The sequence below is a fragment of the Sorangium sp. So ce426 genome, assembly GCF_051475585.1.
Classification (GTDB): domain Bacteria; phylum Myxococcota_A; class Polyangia; order Polyangiales; family Polyangiaceae; genus Sorangium; species Sorangium cellulosum_B.
Genome location: NZ_CP150341.1, coordinates 9118469 through 9140083, shown reverse-complemented (window position 1 = coordinate 9140083; position 21615 = coordinate 9118469). Strand labels below are relative to the sequence as shown.

General features: G+C 72.8%; 11 protein-coding genes. 5 read left to right on the top strand and 6 right to left on the bottom strand.

From position 1 onward, the window contains the following. Window position 1 precedes the first annotated feature (1 nt). Entirely contained in the window at window positions 2-1390 is a 1389-nt protein-coding gene (preA, locus tag WMF44_RS34110; protein ID WP_437294226.1) for an NAD-dependent dihydropyrimidine dehydrogenase subunit PreA, read from the top strand. 67 nt (window positions 1391-1457) lie between these two features. On the opposite strand, the gene WMF44_RS34105 is transcribed toward preA, so the two are convergent. Continuing rightward, the gene (locus WMF44_RS34105) at window positions 1458-5075 is read right to left on the bottom strand and encodes a DNRLRE domain-containing protein (RefSeq protein ID WP_437301648.1); all 3618 of its coding nucleotides are present in this window, start codon (window positions 5073-5075) and stop codon (window positions 1458-1460) included. Between the two features lie 391 nt (window positions 5076-5466). Here WMF44_RS34105 and WMF44_RS34100 point away from each other — a divergent pair, with 391 nt between their 5' ends. Continuing rightward, window positions 5467-5901, top strand: a complete 435-nt coding sequence (locus WMF44_RS34100) for a hypothetical protein (RefSeq protein WP_437294225.1) — start codon at window positions 5467-5469, stop codon at window positions 5899-5901. Window positions 5902-5922: 21 nt separating this feature from the next. Here WMF44_RS34100 and WMF44_RS34095 read toward each other — a convergent pair whose 3' ends face one another. Next, window positions 5923-7146, bottom strand: a complete 1224-nt coding sequence (locus tag WMF44_RS34095) for a hydroxymethylglutaryl-CoA synthase family protein (RefSeq protein WP_437294224.1) — start codon at window positions 7144-7146, stop codon at window positions 5923-5925. 358 nt (window positions 7147-7504) lie between these two features. On the opposite strand from WMF44_RS34095, the gene WMF44_RS34090 reads away from it, so the two are divergent. Further along, the gene (locus WMF44_RS34090; RefSeq protein WP_437294223.1) at window positions 7505-8848 is read left to right on the top strand and encodes a hypothetical protein; all 1344 of its coding nucleotides are present in this window, start codon (window positions 7505-7507) and stop codon (window positions 8846-8848) included. A gap of 63 nt (window positions 8849-8911) precedes the next feature. Here the strand turns inward: WMF44_RS34090 and WMF44_RS34085 are convergent, their stop codons facing one another. From WMF44_RS34085 to WMF44_RS34070, 4 genes are all read right to left on the bottom strand, one after another. Further along, a complete protein-coding gene (locus WMF44_RS34085; protein WP_437294222.1) occupies window positions 8912-10597 on the bottom strand; it encodes an SUMF1/EgtB/PvdO family nonheme iron enzyme in 1686 nt (561 codons plus the stop codon). A gap of 170 nt (window positions 10598-10767) precedes the next feature. Further along, the gene (locus WMF44_RS34080) at window positions 10768-14691 is read right to left on the bottom strand and encodes a serine/threonine-protein kinase (protein ID WP_437294221.1); all 3924 of its coding nucleotides are present in this window, start codon (window positions 14689-14691) and stop codon (window positions 10768-10770) included. A gap of 220 nt (window positions 14692-14911) precedes the next feature. Next, window positions 14912-18691 (bottom strand): ATP-dependent RNA helicase HrpA, encoded by a 3780-nt coding sequence (hrpA, locus tag WMF44_RS34075; protein ID WP_437294220.1) that lies wholly within the window; start codon window positions 18689-18691, stop codon window positions 14912-14914. 58 nt (window positions 18692-18749) lie between these two features. Then, entirely contained in the window at window positions 18750-19790 is a 1041-nt protein-coding gene (locus WMF44_RS34070; RefSeq protein ID WP_437294219.1) for a LysR family transcriptional regulator, read from the bottom strand. On the opposite strand from WMF44_RS34070, the gene WMF44_RS34065 reads away from it, so the two are divergent. Both WMF44_RS34065 and WMF44_RS34060 read left to right on the top strand, forming a co-directional pair. Beyond that, window positions 19753-20715, top strand: a complete 963-nt coding sequence (locus WMF44_RS34065; protein WP_437294218.1) for an NAD(P)H-binding protein — start codon at window positions 19753-19755, stop codon at window positions 20713-20715. The two genes, WMF44_RS34070 and WMF44_RS34065, sit on opposite strands and share 38 nt — an antisense overlap. Window positions 20716-20788: 73 nt before the next feature. Next, complete coding sequence (locus tag WMF44_RS34060) at window positions 20789-21586, top strand: DUF1566 domain-containing protein (RefSeq protein ID WP_437294217.1); 798 nt, start codon at window positions 20789-20791, stop codon at window positions 21584-21586. The last annotated feature ends 29 nt before the right edge of the window (window positions 21587-21615 follow it).

Below are 21615 nucleotides of genomic sequence, written 5' to 3'. Positions count from 1 at the left end.
GATGGCCGACCTCTCTATCGACTTCGCCGGGATCAAGAGCCCGAACCCGTTCTGGCTCGCCTCGGCGCCGCCGACCAACACCGGAGATCAGGTCCGGCGCGCCTTCGACGCCGGCTGGGGCGGCGCCGTCTGGAAGACGCTCGGGAACCCGATCGTCAACGTGTCGAGCCGGTTCGGCGGCATCGACTACGGCAACACGCGGCTCGTGGGGCTCAACAACGTCGAGCTCATCACCGATCGCCCGCTCGACGTGAACCTCAAGGAGATGCGCGAGATCAAGCGGCGTTACCCGGGCCACGCGCTCATCGCCTCGCTGATGGTCGAGACGAAGGACGAGTGGCGCGAGATCATCCGCAAGGCCGAGGACACGGGCGCCGACGGGCTCGAGCTCAACTTCGGCTGTCCGCACGGGATGTGCGAGCGCGGCATGGGCTCGGCCGTCGGCAACGAGCCGGCGGTCCTCCAGGAGATCGCGCGCTGGGCCGTCGAGTTCGCGACGACGCCGGTCATCGTGAAGCTCACGCCCAACGTCGGCGACATCCTGGAGCCGGGCGAGGCCGTGCTCCGCTCCGGGGCGCACGGCATCTCGCTGATCAACACGGTCAAGTCGCTCATGGGCGTCGATCTGGAGCGGATGGTCCCGCTCCCGCGGGTCGGCGGCGCGTCGACGAACGGCGGTTATTGCGGGCCCGCGGTCAAGCCGATCGCGCTCCACCTGCTGAGCCAGCTGGCGCGCCACCCCGGCGTCGGCCGGCTGCCCATCTCCGGCATCGGCGGCATCTCGAACTCCCGCGACGCCGCCGAGTTCATCGCGCTCGGCGCGACGAGCGTCCAGGTCTGCACCGCGGTGATGCATTACGGCTACCGCATCGTCGAGGAGATGATCGAGGGGCTCGGCGACTGGCTCGACGACCACGGGATGCGCTCGGTGAACGAGCTGCGCGGCAGGGCGATCCCGCAGGTCCAGGAGTGGGGCGAGCTCGACCTCTCGTACCGCGTCGTCGCGGACATCAGCGCCGACAAGTGCATCGGGTGCCAGCTCTGTTACGTCGCCTGCATGGACGGGGCGCACCAGTGCATCCACCTGCCGGGGAGGACGGAGGCGGAGGCGCGCGCGGCGGGCCACACCCACCTCCCGAAGGTCCTCCCGGATCGCGCGGTGACGGCGGATCCGAGCGGGGACGCGGCGCCGTCGCGGATCCCGTTCGTCGACGAGGAGGAGTGCATCGGCTGCAATCTGTGTGCGCTCGTGTGCCCGGTGCCGGGGTGCATCACGATGAGGGAGGTGCCTTCTGGCAAGCCCCCCGAGACGTGGAACGACCGTGTCCAGAAGGGGACGGACTTCGTGCCCGGCGGGCTGGAGTCGACCGCGCGCGCGCGGAGCTCGTGATCCCGGGCTCCTGGCCAGGCGGCCAGGAGCCCGCGACGACGGCGAGCGCGCCGGGGCGCTGCCCGGGCTACGGGGCGAGCTTCACGACGATTGCGTCCTCGTGGTCGTACGTGCCCACGCCGATCACGTTGCCGGCGCTGTCCACCGCCAGATCGAAGATCTGGCCGCGGTCCGCGCTGCCCATCGGGTCGACCGACCACAGCACGGCGCCCGACGGCGAGAGCTTCGCGATCGCGCCGCGGGGGTTGACGAACACGTTGCCGGCGCTGTCCACGGCGACGGAGCTGATGTCCCAGGTGCTCGAGAGCGTGCCGAGGCCGCTCGTATCGACGCTCCACAGGGGAGCGCCCGAGCCGGTGAACCTGGTCACGGTCGTTCCCAGGGCGACGACCAGGTCCCCGGACCAGGTCGCGGCGACCTCGCCGTCGCCCGGCGCCCCGGAGACAACCTGGCTGAAGACGTGATTTCCGGCCGCATCGAACTTCGCCAGGTACGTGCCCTGAGCCGCGGGCGAGCTCGCCAGCAGTCCGCCGCCGAGGTCGAGCAAGCCGTTGAAGCTGCCGAGGACGATGACGTTGCCCGCGCCGTCGAGGGCGACGCTCGTCGGGGCGCTGTCGTACGGGTTCGCCGCGAAGGTCCTGGTCCAGATCGGCGCGCCCGCCGCGCCGAGCTTCGCGACAAGGAGCTCGCTGCCCGGCGCGCCACCGAGGGGGCCGGTGCCGAGATCGACCGGGTCCCAGAGGACGCTGGCGAGCGCGGCGTCCGAGCCGGCCTGGGCGACCTCGACCTGGTAAAGGCCCTCGACCTCCGCGACGAGCTCGCCCCACGCGCTGTACCGCTGCAAGCCGGAGTCCGAGCCCACGAGCAGCTCGCCGGCCCCCGACGCGGCGACGCTCAGGACGGTGTTGCCGAGGAGCGGGCGCCTGTTCCACTGCCCGTACCCCGCGGGGTCGAGCTTCACGAGGAACTGGGTGTTCCACAGCTCCATGGGGGCCGGCGCGCCGTTCTCGGCGAAGTCGACCGGGCCATAGGCGTAGCCGCCGAAGATCACGTTGTCCGCGCCGTCGACCGCGACGGCGCGCGCGCGCATCGACTCGTACCAGCCGTTGATGAAGCGCCTGCTCCAGAGGACACTGCCGGAGGCGCACGGCGCGCAGCTCGGGCCCCCGCAGTCCACGCCGGACTCGGCGCCGTTCTGGATCCCGTCCTCGCAGGTGTCGTGGTAGCAGATCGTGAGCGCCGGCCGCTCCGCGCTGCTCCCGCTCTCGCTGCTGCGCAGCGAGCTGCGGGTCACCGTGTCCTCCTCGATCAGCACGCCGTGGTTGGCGAGCTGGCCGCTCACCCAGGCCTGCGCCAGCGCGGTCACGTCGACGTTCCGGAAGCCGGTGGTGCCGCCGGGCCCGCCGGTGACGAAGGAGGCCGCGATCGCCGGATCGAACTGGCCGCCGCCGCCGAAGTTGCCCCACGTGACGCCCGACTCCGTCCACGCGGCGGTGGCCCGGTGGACGCGCACGGTGCTGCTCTCGATCTTGTACGTCTGGTACAGCGACAGCGTCGCCGAGGCGATCTCGGCGCTCGCCGGGACGCTGGCGAGGTTGAACCGGAGGAGGCTCCGCCGGACGCCGCCCGTGCCGGTGCCCGTCGAGAGCGCGGTGCTGGCGCCGTCGTTCCACGTGGGCGATGCCTGCCAGAGCGTCGCGTCGGCCACGTCGCCGCCGAGGCCGCGCCGGAAGGTCACGCACCGCGGGTCGCACGCGTCGCCCTGCCCGTCGGCGTCGCTGTCCACCTGCGACGGGTTCGCGGCGTCAGGGCAGTTGTCGTCCGCGTCGATCACGCCGTCGGCGTCGCCGTCCTGCGCGAGCTCGAACGCGTACGCGGGAGAGCCAACGATGACCGAGCTCCCCGACATCGCGACGGTCTTGCCGAACCCGCCGCCGGTCGGTCCGCTGCCGGCGAGCTTCGCCTCGGCGCCCTCGACCCACTCGCCCCCCGTCGGCACGAACACGTACGCCGCGCCCGCGTCCGGTTGATCGAAGCGATCGGCCAGGAGCGCGCCGACGACCGCCGCGCCGCCGGAGACCGCGACGGCGCCTCCCAGGCCGTCCCCGGTCCTGCCGTCGCCCGCGATCAACCTGGCCTCCCGGATCCAGCCGCTCGCGCCGCGGTCGAACGCGTAGGCCATTCCCCGCCCGAGGCGGTACCACGGCATCGGCGGGCTGTCGGTGCCCGGCGCGCCCACGACGATGCGCCCGCCCGAGATCGCGACCGAGCTGCCGAAGCGATCGTACGTCTCCGGCGGGTGCGCCGCGAGCCTGTGCGCGTCGCCCCAGTCGCTCGCCTCGAAGACGTACGCGGCGCCCACGCCGTCGTCCTCCATCCACCACCTGTCCCCCGGCGAGCCCACGACCACCGTGCCGCCCTCGATCGCGACGGGCGGCGCGCTCCAGGCGTTGGCGCCGGCCGGGGCGACGAGCTCGACCTCCTCGCTCCAGGCGCCGCCGCTGCGGGAGAACACGTAGGCCGACGTCTCGGCGGAGAGGACGGCCCGGTCCCCGTCGACCGCCACCGCCCCGCCCGCGGGGTTCGACGGCCCTCCGCTCGCGACGAGCTTGGCCTGCTCGGACCACACGCCCCCGCTCCGCACGAACACGTAGGCGGCGCCCGCGCCCCCGGTGCCCCAGGGCGCCCCGACCACGGCGGTGTCCGCCGAGATCGCGACCGAGGCGCCGAAGCCGTCGCCCGCGGCCCCGTCGGCCGGGACGAGCCTGGCTTGTTGCGTCCAGGCGCCGCCGCTCTTCACGAACACGTACGCCGCGCTCCCGGGCGCCCCGACGATCGCGGTGTCGCCCGACATGGCGATCGCGTCGCCGTCCAGGTGGATCGGGGTCGAGCCGTCGACCGCGATGAGCGCCGTCCGCTCCGAGGCGGCGAGCGGATCCACCGTCACCGGGTACGCGGCCCCGGCGGTGTCCACGCGCAGCGACAGCGTGCGCTCGCCCGGGCCGAGCTCCATCCACGCGGGCAGCGTCCGCCCCGCGGCGTCGGTGGCGTGGAGATCCGTGTACCGCATCGCCACCGCGCCGGACGCCTCGCGCAGCGCGACCCCGTCGCCGCCGGCGAGCGGCGTCGCGCGGAGATCGCCGCCCAGGGCGAGCTCGATGACGAGGTCCTGGTCCCCGGGGGCGAGGCAGGGCGGCGCCCCGGGCACCGTGAAGCCCTGCTCCAGCCCGAGCGGACCGTTCACGTACCACTCCACGAGCCCCTCGCCCGGCGACGCGCCCTGCCGGCGGAGCTCCACGCGGTTCTCCGTGGCGGTCGGGGCCGCGCGCGGCACCTCGCGCAGATCGCCCGCGCAGCCGTACCGGGCGGCGGCCATCGAGAAGCTCCACCGCGCCTCGCCCTCCGGGGCGATCCGCACGCCCGACGCGCTGAAATCGGCCGCGAGCCGGTGCGCCGGGTTCGGCGCGCGCAGGCTCGCCTCGTTCCCGCCCGGGGACGCCTCGATCACCCGGTAGCCCTCGGGCGCCGACGCCTGCACGGCCGCGATGTACGCCGCCCGCAGGCGCGCGGGGCCCGGCGCCGTGTCGGTCGCCGCGGGCGCCGCCGCCGCGCCGTCCACCGGCGGCGCGGGGTCTCGCGGCGCCTCGGTGGAGGCGCAGCCCCCCACCATGGCGGCTGCGGCCATCACCTGTCCCATCCTCCCTATTCGACCTCGCATAGGCTGGATCTCCCTCTGGCTGGCTCTCCTCCGCGCGGGCGCGCCGGGCGCCGGAGCGCTCCGCGCCGGAGGGCAGCGAGCTCGCGGCGCCTCATCGCAAGGTCCGCGCCCTCGCCGCGGACGGGGGCCGCGCCCTCGCGATGGAGGAGGGGCGCAGCCGTCGCCGCGCGGCCGGCGTTTGCGAGCGACGCGCGGGCGCGTCCGATTTCGTGACACGCGCGGCGCGGTGACCGGAACAAACAACACGGAGGGCAAGAGCCCTCGCTGGAGGAACATGGTCCCGAAAGACGCAGCGACGATCACCCCGCGGAATCGCGGTCTCACGCCGAACGCCCAGGCGAAGCAGGGGCGGGCGGGCATGTCCGATCACGATGAGCGGGCCGAGCTGCTCGCCGAACACCGCCCGGAGCTCGCGCGCCTGCTGCAGAGCCTCCCGGCCCGCGGCAGCGCCTCCGCGCCGCTGACGGGTTATCTCCTCTCCTTGCGAGAACCGACGGGTTACCTCATCGCGATCGGCCTGCAGCAGCGCGACCCGGCTCTCGAACCGGAGCGCATGCTCCGCGCCGCCCTGGCCGCGGGCGAGCGCGCGCCGATGCTGGTCGGCGTGATGGCGCGCTCGGCGATGGCCGAGAGCATCGCGCCGCTCGCGCCGGTCACGCGCGCGGTCGCCGCGCGCCTGAAGCGACCGGTCCCCTCCGGCACGCTGCGGGTCGTCGTCGCCGCGGCCGGCGGGGCGGAGCTCTTCACCGTGAAGCTCTCGGAGCTCACGTCCCCCTCGTCCAGCTCCGGCTGAGCGAGCTGCCCGCTCCGGCGCTCACTCGTTCGCGTAGACGCGCCGCTCGCTCGAGTCGAGCCCCAGGTACACCACCCGGCCGTCGAGGCTCGCGCCCCCGCGCTCGGCGCCCTCGGGCGCCGGCCGGCGGTCGGCGGCCTCGTCGCCTTGGCGCAGCGCCTCGTACTCCGCGACGGAGGCGCGACGGCACCCGTCGAGCGGGGCGTCGATCTCGAGGGCGCCCACGAGCGCCCCGGCCTCCGGCCCGATCCTGCCCGCGAAGAACTCGGCGCAGCAGCCCGAGCCGTAGCTGAACAGCCCGACGCGCTGCCCCTCGAGCGCGCGGGCCTCCGCGTTGAGCAGGGACGCGAGCGCCAGGTAGAGCGAGCCCGTGTAGATGTTGCCGATGCGCGACGGCAGGTCGAGCGACGGCTCCACCTCGACGGCGAAGCTCTCGTCGGCGGCCTGCTCGGTCAGGCCGTCCATCGCCAGCCGGTGGCGGTGGGCCTTGCGGGCCATCTTGCCGTAGGGGACGTGGTAGCAGGTGCGCGCGAGGGGATCGCCGTCGCCCGCCACGCGGCGCCAGTCGCCGTAGGCCCCGGCGAGGGCGTCGAGGTAGCACTGCACCGAGTAGTGGCCGTCGACGAGCGCCTCCTTGTGGTGGAGCGGCCGCCAGAAATCGTAGACGTCGCGCGCGTACGTGCCGGTCTGGCCGACCTCGATCTCGAGGAGGCGCGGGCGCTCGCGCACGAGCAGCGCCACGGCGCCGGCGCCCTGGGTGGGCTCGCCCGCGGAGCCGAGCGCGTAGCGCGCCACGTCCGAGCACACGACGAGCGCGGCGCGGCCCCGGGCCGAGCCCGAGGCGATCCAGTCCACCGCGTTGAGGAGGCCCGCGGTGCCCCCGAAGCAGGCGTGCTTGGCCTCGAAGACCCGGCACGCGCTCGGCAGCCCGAGCAGGCCGTGGAGGAAGGAGGCCGCCGGCTTCGCGTGGTCCACGGCCGTCTCGGTGCCCACGACGCAGAGCCCGATGTCCGCGGGGCTCGCGCCCGACCGCTGGAACAGCCGGCGGGCCGCGTTGGCGCCGAGGGTGATCGGATCCTCGTCGGGCGCGGCGATCGCCATCCGGCGGGTCCCCAGGCCGGTCAGGTACTTGGAGGGCGCGATGCCCCGCGCCTCGGCGAGCTCGGTGAGCTCGACGAAGCGGCGGGGGACGGCGAGCGCGATCGCATCGATGCCGATGCGAGGAAAGTCATGACGTAGGCTCATACCTGCATCCTAGGGGCGCATTGTGCAGAGACCATCCAGCCCACGCGGAGCGTCCGAGGAGCCGAGGCGCCCGACGCGCCGCGGCGCCGCTTTGCAGCTGGCGCCCTCGCTTCGCGCTGCGCGTGGAGCGTGGCGCTTGGCCACGTGGCCGTGCCCGCGCCTCCATCCGCCGCGCCTCGCCGTGCGCACCACGTGGAATGACAAAGACGCTTCCATGACACATGTCATGGGACAGCCTCCGAGAAAAATCGCGGTCAGGTCAAAATCGTCACCACATCTCGTTGCAATTGTGCAATCTGAAATAGCGCGTTCATGCGCCCTAGCGGTCGAGGTTCATGTGAAGCTCTCCCGGTCTACCATGGTGGTTCCGCTTCTTGGGTTGGGTGTTCTGGTGATGACCGGCGCCGCAGGGTGCTCCTGCAGCACCGGGGGGGAGGGCGACGCGGGCGCGACGGCTGGAGCGAACGTCGGTGGAGCCGGCGACGCGGGCGGGGGCGGCGAGGGCGGCGCGGGCGGGAGCGGGGGCGGGGGCGGCGAGGGCGGTGACGACGGGGGGATGATCGGCAACGGCTCCAGCGGCTCCAACACGGGTGGCAGCGGCCCCGTGACGCCCGATACGGCCTGTGTCGCCACGGTCGCCGAGGCCACGCTCACGAAGCGGCCGGTCGACATCGTGTTCGTCATCGACAACTCGCCCAGCATGGCGAACGAGATCATCAGCGTACAGAACAACATCAATGAGAGCTTCGCCTCGATCATCGGCGAGAGCGGCATCGATTACCGCGTCATCATGATCTCCGCGCACGGCACGGCGGAGGAAGACGACTCGATCTGCGTCGGCGCCCCGCTCAGCACCGAGAGCTGCTCCCCCGTCCCCGAGGCGCCGGGGAACAACCCGCCCGTCTTCTACCATTACAGCCACGAGATCAGGAGCAACGACGCGCTCTGCGTGCTCCTCGGGAGCTACAACGGCGGCCTGCCCGACGAGCACGGCGTGGCGCCGTCCGGGTGGTCGGAGTGGGTGCGCGAGGACTCGTTCAAGGTGATCACCGTGATCACCGACGACCACGTGGGCTGCCAGTCGACGCATCTCCCCCGCAACATCTATATCGACGACACGCGGCAGCCCTGGGAGGACGTCGCCACGGACTTCGAGGAGCTGCTGTTCGGCCTGGACCCGGCGGTCTTCGGCGACGCGACCGCGCCCAACTACGTCTTTCACAGCATCGTCGGGCTCCACGAGAACACGACCGCCACGGACGCCTACGCGCCCGACGCGGACGTGGTCGAGGAGACGTGCGGCACCGCCGTGGAGCCGGGCACGGGCTACCAGACGCTCAGCAAGAGGACGGGCGGCCTCAGGTTCCCGCTCTGCCAGACGGAGTCTTATGACGTTGTGTTCCAGGCGATCGCGGAGGGCGTCATCACGGGCGCGGTGGTCGCGTGCGAGTTCGCGGTGCCGGACTCGCCGCCTGGGGAGATCATCGACCTCTCGACCGTGGTCGTCCAGTACACGCCCGGCGACGGGAGCGAGCCGCAATCGTTCGCCCAGGTGGCGAGCGCGGCGGCGTGCGCCCCGGGCTCCTTCTACATCGAGAACGACATGATCACGCTCTGCCCCGACGCGTGCCGGCTGGTCCAGGACGACGCCATGGCGGCGGTCGACGTCCTCTACGGCTGCGATCCCGAACCGACGCAGTGAGCTCGTCGGCCGGGCGGCGGCGCCGGTGAGCGCCGCCGCCTGGCGCGTACCCGGCGCGAACGCTCAGAGACAGCAGCGGAAGCCGATGTCCGCAGACGGGGTGAGGCGATCCTGGTCCAGGAGCGCATCGCACCTGGCCGCCTTCAGCGTGTCGTGCGCGATGTCATCGTCGTCCTGCTGCGAGGCCCGCGAGCCGCCGCGGACGAGGCAGTTGCCCTGCGCGTCGCAGGAGTTCTCCCACTCCGCCACGTTGCCGCTCATATGAAAGAGGCCCGTGATTCCGCCTTCGCAGGCCGAGATCGGCGGGATCGGGCTCGGGGGCACGGGCTTCCTGGCGAAATCGCCGATCGGGTCGTCCACCTTGCAGGTCGCCTCGCTATAGAGATCGCTGTACGGGTATTCGTTCACGCCCTGGCCGGAGCATGCGTTGAACCACTCGCTCCGCGTCGGGCTCGCGAAGTCGGCTGGCGAGCTCGCGCCTCCGCCGATCCTGCCGCAGAGGTGTTTGCCCATGTAGGAGCAGTACGCGTAGGCATCGCACCAGTCGACGTAGGTGACGGGCACTCGCCCCTCCGTGTAAGGCCACCCGCCCGAGGGACGGTAGATGTTCCCCGCGCACTCCGCCGGCATGCCGGCGAGCACCGGGTTCGCCTGGAGGAAGAGATCGTACTCTTGCTTCGTCACCTCGTATTGATCGATGCAGTAGCTCCCGCCGCCGCTCACGGGCGAGATCACCATCCACGCCGGGCACGCGCAGACGCGGTTCGTGGCGTTGCAGATCGACGTCGCGCAGTCGGCGTTGCCGCTGCAACGCTGCCCCGCCGGGCACCGGGTGCTGCACCCCTCCGTGCCGCCGCAGTCGATGTCGGTCTCCTTGCCGTTCTTCACGCCGTCGCTGCAGGTCGCGGCCTGGCAGACCTGCTCGTGGCAGACGAGCTCGATACAGTCGGTCGATTTGGAGCACGCGTCGCCGGGCGGGCAGCCGGGGCAGATCCCGCCGCAATCGACGTCGGTCTCCTGGCCGTTCTTCACCCTGTCGCTGCAGGTCGGCTCCAGACACTGGCCGTTCACGCAGCTCGACGACTCGCAATCCGAGCCCGCCGCGCAGCCCTTGCTGGTCTTGCACGGCGGACACGCCGGGTTGTCGTCGCGCGGCGCGGCGCCGCCGCCGCAGTCGGTGTCCGTCTCGTCGCCGTCCTTCACGCCGTTGTCGCACCGCGCCGCCACGCACGCGCGCCCGGCGCCGCCGCTGCCCCCGCCGCCCTCCTCGCACCGCCCTGAGAAGCAGTCCGCGGCTTCCGCGCACGCCTGATCGACCCGGCACGGCGTTGCGCAGGCGCCGCCGCAGTCGACGTCCGTCTCGTTGCTGTCCTTCACGCCGTTGGAACAGCTCGGCATGCCGGCGCCGCCTTGCCCGCCGGCGCCGCCTTGCCCGCCGGCGCCGCCTTGCCCGCCGGCGCCGCCTTGCCCGCCGGCGCCGCCTTGCCCACCGACGCCGCCCTGCCCACCGGCGCCGCCCTGCCCACCGGCGCCGCCCTGCCCACCGACGCCGCCCTGCCCGCCGGTGCCGCCCTGCCCACCGGCGCCGCCGCCCTGCCCGCCGGTGCCGCCGCCCTGCCCGCCGCTGGTCGTGGCGCCGCCCGAGGGCAGGTCCCCCGTCGTAGGAGGCCGGAATGTGTCTTCGCTGCTGCACGAGACAGACACGGCGAGGGCCACGAGGGGAATCAGAACGACGGACGACCTGAGCATGGAGCTGCCTCCCTGTGTTCGAACACGAGGTCAGAGATAGAGGCTCAGCTTACTTGCGACGTCTCCTGTCCCGGGTGACAAAAAGATGCTCCCGCCCGACGGCCGGAATCACCGCCATGTGGGCTCCGCCGGACGCCGTGATCGCCTCTCGCCACAGGGCGGCTGACGCTTCAGGGCCCGTTTCCGTCGAGCCAGCCTTGCGCGAGCTCCAGGATCCGCGCGTTGTCGGGGACATCGCGCAAGAAGCGCTCGCGCCAGACGGGATCGCCGATCCTCCCGGCCCGCACGAGCAGGCCGTTGCGGGCCAGGGCGATGGCGCCCTTGGCCTCGGCCATCTGGCCCGTCGCGGCCAGCGCCTCGGCGTGGACCAGGCGCACCAGCGGGCCCTCCTCGTCACGGCGGCCCGACTCGAGCAGGGACAGGGCCTGCGTCGTGGCGGCGAGCGCCTCGCCGGCGCGCCCGAGATCGAGCAGCGCGCGCGCGCGCGCCGCGATGGCCGCGGGGAGCCGCTCCGGCACCCCCCGCGCGAGCGCCTCGGCCGCCTGCGCCTCCGCCTCGGCGAGCGCGGGCTCGCCCGCGAGGAGCAGGACGCGCGCGAGCTGGAGCCGGCTCTCGCACTCCCGCCGCCTGTCGCCGCGGCGCTCGAGCGCCTCGATCGAGCTCCGCAGCGCCGCCCTCGCCGCGTCGACCTCGCCCGCGTGGGCCAGCGCGAGGCCGAGGTTCTGCAGCGCGTTCGGGACCCGGTCGTCGAGCGCCATCCGCTCCGCCTCCTCGAGCCCTGCGCGCAGCACCCCCGCCGCCGCCTCGAAGTACCCGAACTGGACGTAGCAGAGGCCCATGTTGAGCCGCGCGCGGCACGCCTCGCGGCGATCGCCGATGTCCTCGAACGCGGCGAGCGCCGCGCCCATGCTCGCGATGCAGGCGCTCGGATCGCCGTTGTGCTGCCGGAGCAGCCCGTGCAGGTAGAGGAGCTTCGCCTCGATCATGAGATCCGCGGCCGACGCGTCCTCCGTCGCGCGCTCGACCGCGTCGATCAGCGCGTCGACGCACGCGTAGCGGCCGCCGAGCAGGAGCACGATCGCCCCCTCGAGCAGGCAGGCGTTCCTCGCGATGCGCGCGCCGTCGAGCGGCTCGGTGCCGAGGACGACCATCATCCAGCGCTCGACGCGCTCGTAGTGGCCCTGCTTGTGCCCCGCCCCCGCGAGCTGCGTGAACGCCGAGAACCACGCCACCGAGCCCGGCACGAGGTGCCGCGTCGCCTCGATCCCGCGCTGCTCCGCGAGGGCCGGCTCGCCGCGCCAGAGCAGCGCCTCGGCCTCGACGAGGCGGAGCGCCCCCACCGCGGCGGGATCCGGCCTGCAGGCGATGCCGCGCTCGGCGCAGGCGATCGCCTCGGCGAGGTCGTTGCCGCGGAGCGCGCTGTCGGCGGCGCGCAGGTACCACTCGGCGGCCTTCTCGGGCTCCTCGCCGCGCTCGAAGTGCTCGGCGAGCGCCCTCGGATCGCCCTCGCCGGCTGCCTCGAGGAAGCTGCCCGCGAGCGCGTGGCCGATGCGGAGGTCGCGCGCCGTCAGCATGCCGTAGGCCGCCTCGCGGACGAGCGCGTGGCGGAAGCAGTACTCCGCGTCGTCCCGCGGCCGCCCCTCGCCCCGCCGCACGATCACCTCGCGCCGGAGCAGCTCCGCGAGGACGTGCGCGATGTCGGCGCTCCCGAGGAGCGCCGCGACCGCGCTCGACCTGAACGTCTCGCCGAAGATGCTCGCCGCTCTGAGGAGCCGTCGCGCCTCGGCGTCGAGCGTCTCCAGCCGCGCCTGCACCATGGCCACCACCGTCTCCGGCTGGCCCTCGCTGTTGCCCTCGGCGGCCGCGCGGATCTGCTCCTCGAGGAAGAACGCGTTGCCGTCGGCGCGCTCGACGAGCCTCCCCACGAGGTCGTGCGTCGCGTGCGCGCCCAGCGCCTCGCGCACGAGCCGCTCGCTCGCGCGGCGCGGGAGCGGCGTGAGGTGGAGCTCGTGGGCCAGCCGGCCCTCCCAGAGCTTCGGGAAGAGCCGGCGCACGTCGGGACGCCCCAGCGCCAGCACGAGCAGCGGCATGTCCTTGAGCTGGCGCAGCGCCTCGTCGACCATCGTGACGGTGGGGAGGTCGCCCCACTGGAGATCCTCGAGCACGAGGAGCACGGGCCCCGCGCGGCACGCCGCCCGGAGGAAGCCCTCCCAGGCGTGGCGGAGCTGGTCGCCCATCAGGACGGCGTCGCGCCGCGCGAGCCGGAGCTGCACGTCGTGCTCGTCGGGGAACGGCGCGCCGACGAGCTCGCCGAGGAAGGCCGCGACGCGGGGCGCGTCGGTGCCCCCGTAGTGCTCCACGCGGCTCCGGACCTTGCGCTGCCGCGCCTCCAGGGGCTCGCCGTCGGCGACGCCGAGGGCGTCCCGCAGCGCGCTCGCGAGCAGGCCGAAGGCCGCGCCGGCGCCCATGGGGTCGCCCTGGCCGATCCAGACCTCGATCCTGTCTCCCCGCTCGCGGAGCTTGCGGATGAGCTCCTTTCGCAGGCGCGACTTGCCCATCCCGGCCTCGGCCGTCACGAGCACCGCGCCCGCGGCGCCCTCGTCGATGCAGCGATCGACCTCGGCCACGAGCATGGCGAGCTCGCGCTCGCGGCCCACGTAGGTGGTCGGCTTGCCGAGCAGCTGCGCGGTCCGCTCGTCGCGCGCCCCGTGCAGGACGCGGCCCGCGGCGTCCTCGGTGACGTCGAACCGCATACCGATGAGGCCCGCTGTCACCTCGTCGATGCGGACGCCGGCGGGGAGGGAGCGGTCGTCGTGGGCGGCGAGCATCTGGAAGGCGCGGTCGATGAGCTCGCCGACGGGCACGCGCGCCGAGAGCTCCGCCCGGCCGGTGGCGAGCGCGACGGGCGCGCCGCCGAGCAGCTCCTGCAGCGCGAGCGCGCACCGGGCGGCCCGCGCCGCGAGGTCGGTCGGCGCGCCCGCGCCGGACAGCACGATGAGCGGCGAGCGGCCCTCGAGGAGCTCGAGCTCGCCGCGGTACTGCTCGGCCACGTCGTGCAGCTGCCAGAGCTCTGCCTGGCGCGGCTCCGCCGCGGCGCATGCGTCGTCCTGGTGCGGCTCCGCCGCGGCGCCTCCGTTGCCCCGGCGCGGCTCCGCCGCGGCGCATGCGTTCATGGCGCGCTCCCGGGTGACCACGAGGCAGGTCACGCGTCGCTCGCCGGTCGTGAGCTCCACGGCGCGCGGCGGGAAGGAGCGGGGCCCGCCGACGCTGCTCTCGGGCGCGCCGATCGTGGCGAGCTCGGCCGCCACGGCGCCGCCGTCGGCCGGCCGATCCAGCGGGGATTTCGCCAGCATGCGGGCGACGAGATCGTCGAGCGCGGCGGGGGTGCCGGGCCGGAGGTCACGCGCGCGGGGTGGCTCCTCGAGGAGGACCTTCATCAGCACGGCGAGCCCGGCGTTGCCCTGGAAGGCGGCGCGGCCGGTGAGGCAGCGGTAGAGGATGCAGCCGAGGGCGAACACGTCGGCGCGGGCGTCGACGCTGATCTCGCCGCGCGCCTGCTCGGGGGCCATGTACCCGGGCGTGCCCAGGACGAGCCCGGCGGCCGTGAGCGGCTCGTCGGCGACGGCGCGGGCGAGGCCGAAATCGATGAGGTGCACGCGCTCGAGCGAGCCGCCCTCGAGCAGCAGGTTGCTCGGCTTCAGGTCGCGGTGGACGAGGCCCAGCCTGTGGATGGCGCCGAGCGCCCTCGCGACGTGCACGCCGAGCTCCAGGGTCTCCTCGAGGGTGAGGCCCTGGCGGGTGAGCCGGTCGGAGAGCGTCTCGCCGTCGAGCCACTGCATGGCGAGGAACGGCTGCCCCCACGCGGTGGCGCCGTGCGCGACGTAGCGCACGACGCCGGGCACCCGGGCGGCCGCGAGCATCTGGGCCTCGCGCGCGAAGCGGACGAGGTGCTGGGCGCTCTCGGTGGTCAGGAGCTTGATCGCGACCGCCTCGCCGGTCTCCTGATCGCGGGCCCGGTAGACGGCCCCCATCCCGCCCGAGGCCGCGAGGTGCTCGATGCAGAACCGGCCGTCGATGATGTCACCTGCCTGCATCGCTCACCGCGGACTCGGACGAGGCGCCTCGCCGGCGCGCAGCCTGCCAGCGAGGCGAGCGCTGCGTCCAGTGCTCATTGGGGCGCGCGTCGCGGCCAAGCGGGCGTACGTCTTAAGGAAATACCCGATCGAGGAGACCGGTGGCGGCCGTGCGTCGGAAGGCGCGCGGCGCGATCCTGGAGCCCTGTTCGGGGCTGGGATCGAGCGCGTCCCTGCGCGGCTATCCCAGCAGCCGCTTCCACTGCTCCGTGAGCCGCTGCGGCGAGACAGGGACGGCCGCCTTCAGCTCGGGCGCGAAGAGCGACACCCTGAGCTCCTCGATCAGCCAGCGGAACGACTCCAGCTCTTCCGCGGGCACCCCCTTGTCGCGCAGCCCCTGCTGGTGCTTGAGGTAGTCCTGCCAGAAAGGCAGCACCTGCGCGGCCTTGCTCTGGTCCTTCTGCGGCCCGTTGGGCAGCCGCTCGAGCCGGATCTGCGCGGCGCGCAGGTACCGGGGCAGGTGCGCGAGCCGGTCGACCGGGGCGCGCGAGAAGAGCCCGACCGGCAGCAGGAAGTCGACCTGCGTGCGCACGTCGTCGAGCGCCGGCCTCGATGCGCCCGGCTTGCCCGTCATCGACCGGAGCATCGCCTGCACGCGGTCGAGCTCGACGCCGATCTCCCGCGCGAGCCCCGCGAGCTTCCCGAGCACGCCCTGCAGCGACCCGCGGCCCTTGTCGAGGCGCGCCTGGAACGCGGCCTTCGTCCTCGGAAAGGCGCCGGGATCGCCGAGCTGGAACGCCTCGTCGAGCGCGCGCAGCGCGATCTGCCGGGCGAGGCCCGGCTCGCCCGGGGCCACCTTGGCGGCGAGGCCGCTCACGGCCACGGCGCTCCGCAGCGGCTGCTCGAGCTGGCTCATCTTGCCCCCGAGCTGCAGCAAGAGGAGCCGCCGCAGCCCGGCGCGCGTCGCCTCGGCCGCCGCGGCCCTCGAGGCGAGCACGCGCACCGACACGGACGTCTCGCCGTCGACGAGCGCCGGGTAGCCGAACACCTTGTGGCGCCCGGCGTCGACCTGGACGCGCTCGGGCAGCGCCTCGACGCTGAACGACGTGAGCCCCTCCCGCTCCAGGCCCGCCTTGCCGACCCTCGCCCAGGCCTCGCGCGCCCGGCCGGACAGCCGCTCCTTGAGCTCGCGGAGCTCGCGCCCCTCGCCGATCACCCGGCCGTCCTCGTCGAGCACGCGGAAATAGAAGCGCAGGTACGGCGGCAGATCCTGGGGCCGGAACGCGCCTTCGGGCACGCGCTCGGCGGTGCGGTCCTCGACCGCGCGCGCGAGCGCGGCCCGCAGCGGGCCCTGGAACGGCCGCAGCTCCGCCGCGATCTCCCGGGCGACCTCGCGGAGGGGGGCGAGCGGGACGAGCGCCTTGCGGAGCGATTTCGGCAGCGACTCGAGCAGCTGCGCGATCTTCTCGGCGTGCCACCCGGGGATCATCCACTCGAGCTCGTCGGGATCGGCCTGGGGCAGGAGCACGAGCGGCAGCGAGAGGGAGATGCCGTCGTCGTCCTCGCCCGGATCGAAGCGGTAGGAGAGCGGCACGGCGGCGCCGTAGAGATCGAGCGCATCGGGGAAGCGCTCGGGCGTGAGCTCCGCGGCCTCGTCGAGCAGCACGTCGGCGAGCGACAGGTGGAGCGCCCGCGGGTCCTCCGCCTCGGCCTCCTTCCGCCACGCCTCGAACGTCTTGCCGTTGTAGACGCCCTCGGGCACACGCCGGTCGAAGAAGAGCTCGAGCGCGTGCTCGTCGGCCAGCATCTCGCTCCTCCTCGCCTTGTCGCGCAGCCGGCTGACCTCCTCGAAGAGCCGCCGGTTCGCCTCCATGAACGGCGCGCGCGTCGCGTACTCCTGCCGGACCAGCGCGTGGACGAGGAAGATCTGGCGCGCGGACTTCGGGTCGATCGCCCCGAAGTCGACCCGTCGATCCCGCGCGATCGGCAGCCCGTACAGCGTCACCTGCTCCCGGGCCATCACCGCCGCCGGCTTCGCGGCCCAGTGCGGGTCGCTGTGGCTGCGCTTGCAGAGCGGCCCGGCCGCGGCCTCGATCCACGCGGGATCGAGGGCCGCCGCCATCCGGGCGAAGAGCTGCGACGTCTCGACCAGCTCGGCGGCCATGATCCACGCGGGCGGCTTCTTCGCGAGGCCCGACGACGGGTGGAGCTGGAAGCGCGTCTGCCGGGCGCCCAGGTACACCTTGTTCTCCTGGTTCCACATGCCGATGCGGCTCAGCAGACCGGGCAGGAGCGCGCGGTGGATGGCGTCGCCCTTCGCGGGCGCGTCGTTCGGCGAGAACCCCATCTCCTTCGTGATCCGGCTGATCTGCCGGTGCACGTCGGCCCACTCGCGCATGCGGAGGTACGAGACGAAATGGTCGCGGCAGGCCTTCCTGAGCTGGTTCTGGGTCAGCCGGCCCTGCGCGTCCTGGTAGAAGCTCCACAGCTTCAGGAGCCCCACGAAATCGGAGGCCTCGTCCTTGAACTTCCTGTGCGCGTCGTCGGCCTGCTTCTGGGCGGCGAGCGGCCGCTCCCGCGGATCTTGCACGCCGAGCGCCGCGGCGATGATCAGCACCTCGGCGAGCGCCCCCTCGCTCTCGCCGCCCAGGACCATCCGGCCGAGCCGCGGGTCGAGCGGCAGCCGCGCGAGCTTCCTGCCGATGTCCGTGAGCTCGCCCGCGCCGTCGAGCGCGCCGAGCTCCTCGAGGACCCGGTAGCCCTCGTCCACGGCGCGCTTCGACGGCGCGTCGAGGAAGGGGAAATCCTCGATGGCGCCGAGCCCGAGCGCCTTCATCTGGAGGATGACGCCCGAGAGGCCGACGCGCAGGATCTCCGGATCGGTGTACGCGGGCCGCGACCTGTCGTCCTGCTCGTCGTAGAGCCGGAAGCACACGCCGCTCTGCACGCGGCCCGCGCGCCCCTTGCGCTGATCGGCGCTCGCGCGGGAGATGGCCTCGATCTGGAGCTGGGTGACGCCCGTGCGCGGGCTGTAGCGGTTGACGCGGGCGAGCCCGGAGTCGATGACGTACACGATGCCCGGGATGGTGAGCGACGTCTCCGCGACGTTGGTCGCGAGCACGATCCGCCGCCCCGGCAAGGACTGGAACACGCGCTGCTGGTCGCCCTGAGGGAGCCGCCCGTAGAGCGGCAGCAGCGTCGTGTGCGGCAGGCCGTGGCGCGTGAGCTCGGCCATGGTGTCGTGGATCTCGCGCTCTCCCGGGAGGAAGACGAGGATATCCCCGCGCGGATCGATCGAGGTGATCTCCTCGACCGTGGCGGCGACGGCGTCGGCGACCTCGGCCTCTCCGCTCTCCGGGCGGCGGTGGATGACCTCCACGGGGTACGTGCGGCCGGAGACCTCGATGACCGGGGCGCCGTCGAAGTAGGCCGCGAACCGGTCGGTCTCGAGCGTCGCGGAGCTGACGATGACGCGCAGATCCGGGCGCCTCGGCAGCAGGCGCTTGAGGTAGCCGAGCAGGAAGTCGATGTTGAGGCTGCGCTCGTGGGCCTCGTCGATGATGAGCGTGTCGTAGCCCGAGAGCCGCGGATCGCCCTGGATCTCGGCGAGGACGATGCCGTCGGTCATGTACTTGACGTAGGTGGCCGGGCTCGTCCTGTCCGAGAAGCGGATCTTGTAGCCGACCTCCTTGCCGAGCTCGACGCCGAGCTCCTTGGCGACGCGGGCCGCGACGCTGGTGGCGGCGATGCGGCGCGGCTGGGTGACGCCGATCCGCGCGGAGAGGCCGCGGCCCATGGCCAGGCAGATCTTGGGGAGCTGCGTGGTCTTGCCCGAGCCGGTCTCGCCCGCGACGATCACGACCTGGTGCGCCTCGATGGCCCGGGCGATGTCGCGCACCCGCGCCGAGATGGGCAGCTCCTCGGGAAAGCGGACCGGGCCCCCCGACGCGGGCGGGGACGAGGTCCGGCCGCCGGGGGAGGGCGGGGCGGGGGGCTGCTCTTGCGGAACGCGGTGGCTCACGGTGGGGCGAGGGGGTAGCACCTCCCGCCGCGGGGCGCCGTTCGAAGCCGCTCGCTCGTCACTCCGCGCGCCCGGGAAAGCCGCGGCCGAGCTCGCGCACCACCTCGCTCACCAGCTCGCGCAGCCAGCGGTGACGCGCGTCCTGGTTGAAGCGCCGGGCCCAGGCCACGCACATGGGCAGCTCGGGCGTGCTCACGGGACAGGCCTGACGGTGCAGACGGGGAGCGAGCACGCGCACGATGTCGTCGGGCAGCGTGGCGACCAGATCCAGCTCACGCACGAGCGTGATGGCTGCCTGAAAGCCCGGCACCGTCACCGCCACGCGCCGGCGCTTGCCCAGGGCGCGCAGCGCGTCGTCGACGTAGCCGCCCTCTTCGCCGCCTGGCGACACCAGCGCGTGCTCGGCCGCGAGGAACGCTTCGAGCGTGAGCTTCTTACGCTTGCGTGTGACCGTGACGAAGCGGCGCGTGTACTGCGCGCTTATCACCAGCTCGTCGAGCATGGGAATGCGAACCTGCCCCCGCAGGTCGGGCATCACCGCCAGATCGACCACGCCGCGCACGGCCTCGTGCGCGCTCTCGAGCACCAGCGGACGCACGCGGATGTCGAGCCCGGGCGCCGCCGCGCGCATGCGCTCGAGCAAATGGCTCGCCAGGACGGCCTGCATGTCGTCGCCGAGCGCGAACGTGACCACGCCCTGGGCCGTGTGCGGAACGAACGCGCTGGGTGGACCGAGCACGCGCTGGGCGCCCGAAAGGAGCGAGCGCGCCTCGGGCAAGATCTCGCTGGCCCGCCGGGTGCGCACGAGCTTTCTGCCCGTGCGCACGAGCAGCTCGTCGCCCGTGGCCTGGCGCAGCTTCTCGAGCGTGCGACTCATGGCGGGCTGGCCGACGCGCATGCGGCGAGCGGCCAGCGTGACGCTCTCGGTCTCGAGCAGGGCGAGCAGGGCAGGCAAGAGGTCGACGGGGGCATCCATGCTTTGTAAGCATACATGATAGGCCGACAATCGATTGTCGGCATGCTCGAGAGCAGGACATGTTGAGGACCGAGGAGAGGTTCCCATGTCGAAGCGCAGAGAAACGGAGAGCCCCAGGCACATCGTGGTGGTCGGCGCTGGCCAGATCGGCACGCCCCTGGTGGAGCAACTGGCCGCAGATGGCCACCGGGTCACGTGGTGCAGCCGCACGAAGCCCGCTTCCATGCCCATGGGCGTGGAGCACCGTTCGGTCGACGCTCGCGATGGCGAGGCGCTCGCGGAGATCGCGCGTGGTGCGCACGCCATGATCGCCGCGGTCAATCCCGCCACCTACGACGCCGACGTCTGGGCCGAGACCTTGCCTCCGCTCCACCGTGGCCTGATCGCGGGTGCGAGCCGCGCCGGTGTGCGCCTGGTGCTGCTCGACGCGCTCTACCTGTACACCTTGCGCGAGGGCCCGCTCTCGCCCGACACGCGCCATGCGGCCGAGACCGAGAAGGGTAAGATCCGCATGCAGATCGCCGACCTGTACACGGCAGCGCAGCGCGCGGGCATCTTGCGCGCCGTGATCTTCCGCGCCAGCGACTTCTGGGGGCCCGATCTCAAAAGCGCCCTGCTCACGCGCGACGGCCTGCGCGGGCTCAAGAACGGGAAGCGCCCGATGCTGATCGGCGACCCCGACGCGCCGCACGCCTTCACGCATCGCGACGACGTGGTGAACGGCCTCATCAAGCTGGCGTTCGCGGGCGACGATGTGGAGGGCAGGGTGTTTCATGCGCCGGTCATCCACGTGAGCCAGCGCGAGCTCGTGCAAGCGGTGGCCCATGCCATGCACGTGGCGGTGCGCCCGATCGTGGCCAAACGCTGGCTCCTGCGCGTGGCAGGCCTGTTGTCCAGGTCGGCGGGCGGCATCGTGGAGATGCTGCCACAATGGGAACAACCTTACCTCGTGGACGACTCGAGTTACACCGGACGCTTCGGCACGCGGGCGATCACGCTCCAGGAGGGCGTTGCACAGCTGGCCAAGCTCACCGCGGCCCTGAGCTGACCCACGCGACCCCAGCCGAGGTGGCTGGCTTCAGCGAACCGAGAAGAGCTCGAAGTCGGCCCACGCTCCGCCTGTGAACTTCAGCTCTCTGTGCTTCAGCGGATGGTTGTCTCGCGACAGGAGGCGCTCGCCCACCGCACACGCCAATCGATTGGAATTGCCTCCTGCTCGTCGGACGTCAATTCTTCGAAAATCCGATCGAAGCGCAGCCATCCCTCGTTTCTACCAGCCGCACGCAATTTCTGCGACGGGGAATGGTCTCGACGGTGAGACCCCATCTTCATCCCGCCGGCTCCGCACCCGAGGCTGGCCAACCGACGGCGTCGGCTTCGGCCGGGAAAAGCGGTCGGGAAACCCTGAGCGGCTCTTTCGCCTTGGCAGCGATGGAGGCCTTCGTGTGCGATCGCCCACCAGCGCGGGCCCGGACAGGGTGCGGTGCGTTCGCGGGGGAGGGGTCCCCGACAGCGACGGCAGTCGCTACGAGCTCACACCTGACTTGGCGCGGGACTTGGGCACCGGCCTCACTTGGACGCGAGCAACGAGCAAGCAAACTTACGCTGATGCCGCTTCGATGTGTGCAGGGTTGCAATTGGATGGGGGTGGTTTTCGAGTTCCCAGTTTGAAGGAGCTGCATACTCTCATCTTCGACTCAAAGCCAAATGGTCCATGGATCGACCAAAGCGCCTTCCCCAGCTTTCCAGCAGCGGTATCCGGGCATATCATCTTCTGGACCTCGTCGCTCGAGGCCACCGACTCGAATTCGGCTTGGATGCTCGACTTTGCCACCGGTACCGCCGAGGCGACCGCGGCCACGGCAAGTTTTACCCTGAAGAGCACGCTGCACGTCCTCTGCGTCCGCTCGCGGCCGTAGCGCATAACGCAGGCGGCGACCCCGTGGTT

What these genes read in the sequence shown, in the direction of transcription:
- preA (WP_437294226.1), top strand. Translation starts at nt 2, where the DNA reads ATGGCCGACCTCTCTATCGACTTCGCCGGGATCAAGAGCCCGAACCCG.
- WMF44_RS34105 (WP_437301648.1), bottom strand. Translation starts at nt 5,075, where the DNA reads ATGGCCGCAGCCGCCATGGTGGGGGGCTGCGCCTCCACCGAGGCGCCG.
- WMF44_RS34100 (WP_437294225.1), top strand. Translation starts at nt 5,467, where the DNA reads ATGTCCGATCACGATGAGCGGGCCGAGCTGCTCGCCGAACACCGCCCG.
- WMF44_RS34095 (WP_437294224.1), bottom strand. Translation starts at nt 7,146, where the DNA reads ATGAGCCTACGTCATGACTTTCCTCGCATCGGCATCGATGCGATCGCG.
- WMF44_RS34090 (WP_437294223.1), top strand. Translation starts at nt 7,505, where the DNA reads ATGGTGGTTCCGCTTCTTGGGTTGGGTGTTCTGGTGATGACCGGCGCC.
- WMF44_RS34085 (WP_437294222.1), bottom strand. Translation starts at nt 10,597, where the DNA reads ATGCTCAGGTCGTCCGTCGTTCTGATTCCCCTCGTGGCCCTCGCCGTG.
- WMF44_RS34080 (WP_437294221.1), bottom strand. Translation starts at nt 14,691, where the DNA reads ATGCAGGCAGGTGACATCATCGACGGCCGGTTCTGCATCGAGCACCTC.
- WMF44_RS34065 (WP_437294218.1), top strand. Translation starts at nt 19,753, where the DNA reads ATGTCGAAGCGCAGAGAAACGGAGAGCCCCAGGCACATCGTGGTGGTC.
- WMF44_RS34070 (WP_437294219.1), bottom strand. Translation starts at nt 19,790, where the DNA reads ATGTGCCTGGGGCTCTCCGTTTCTCTGCGCTTCGACATGGGAACCTCT.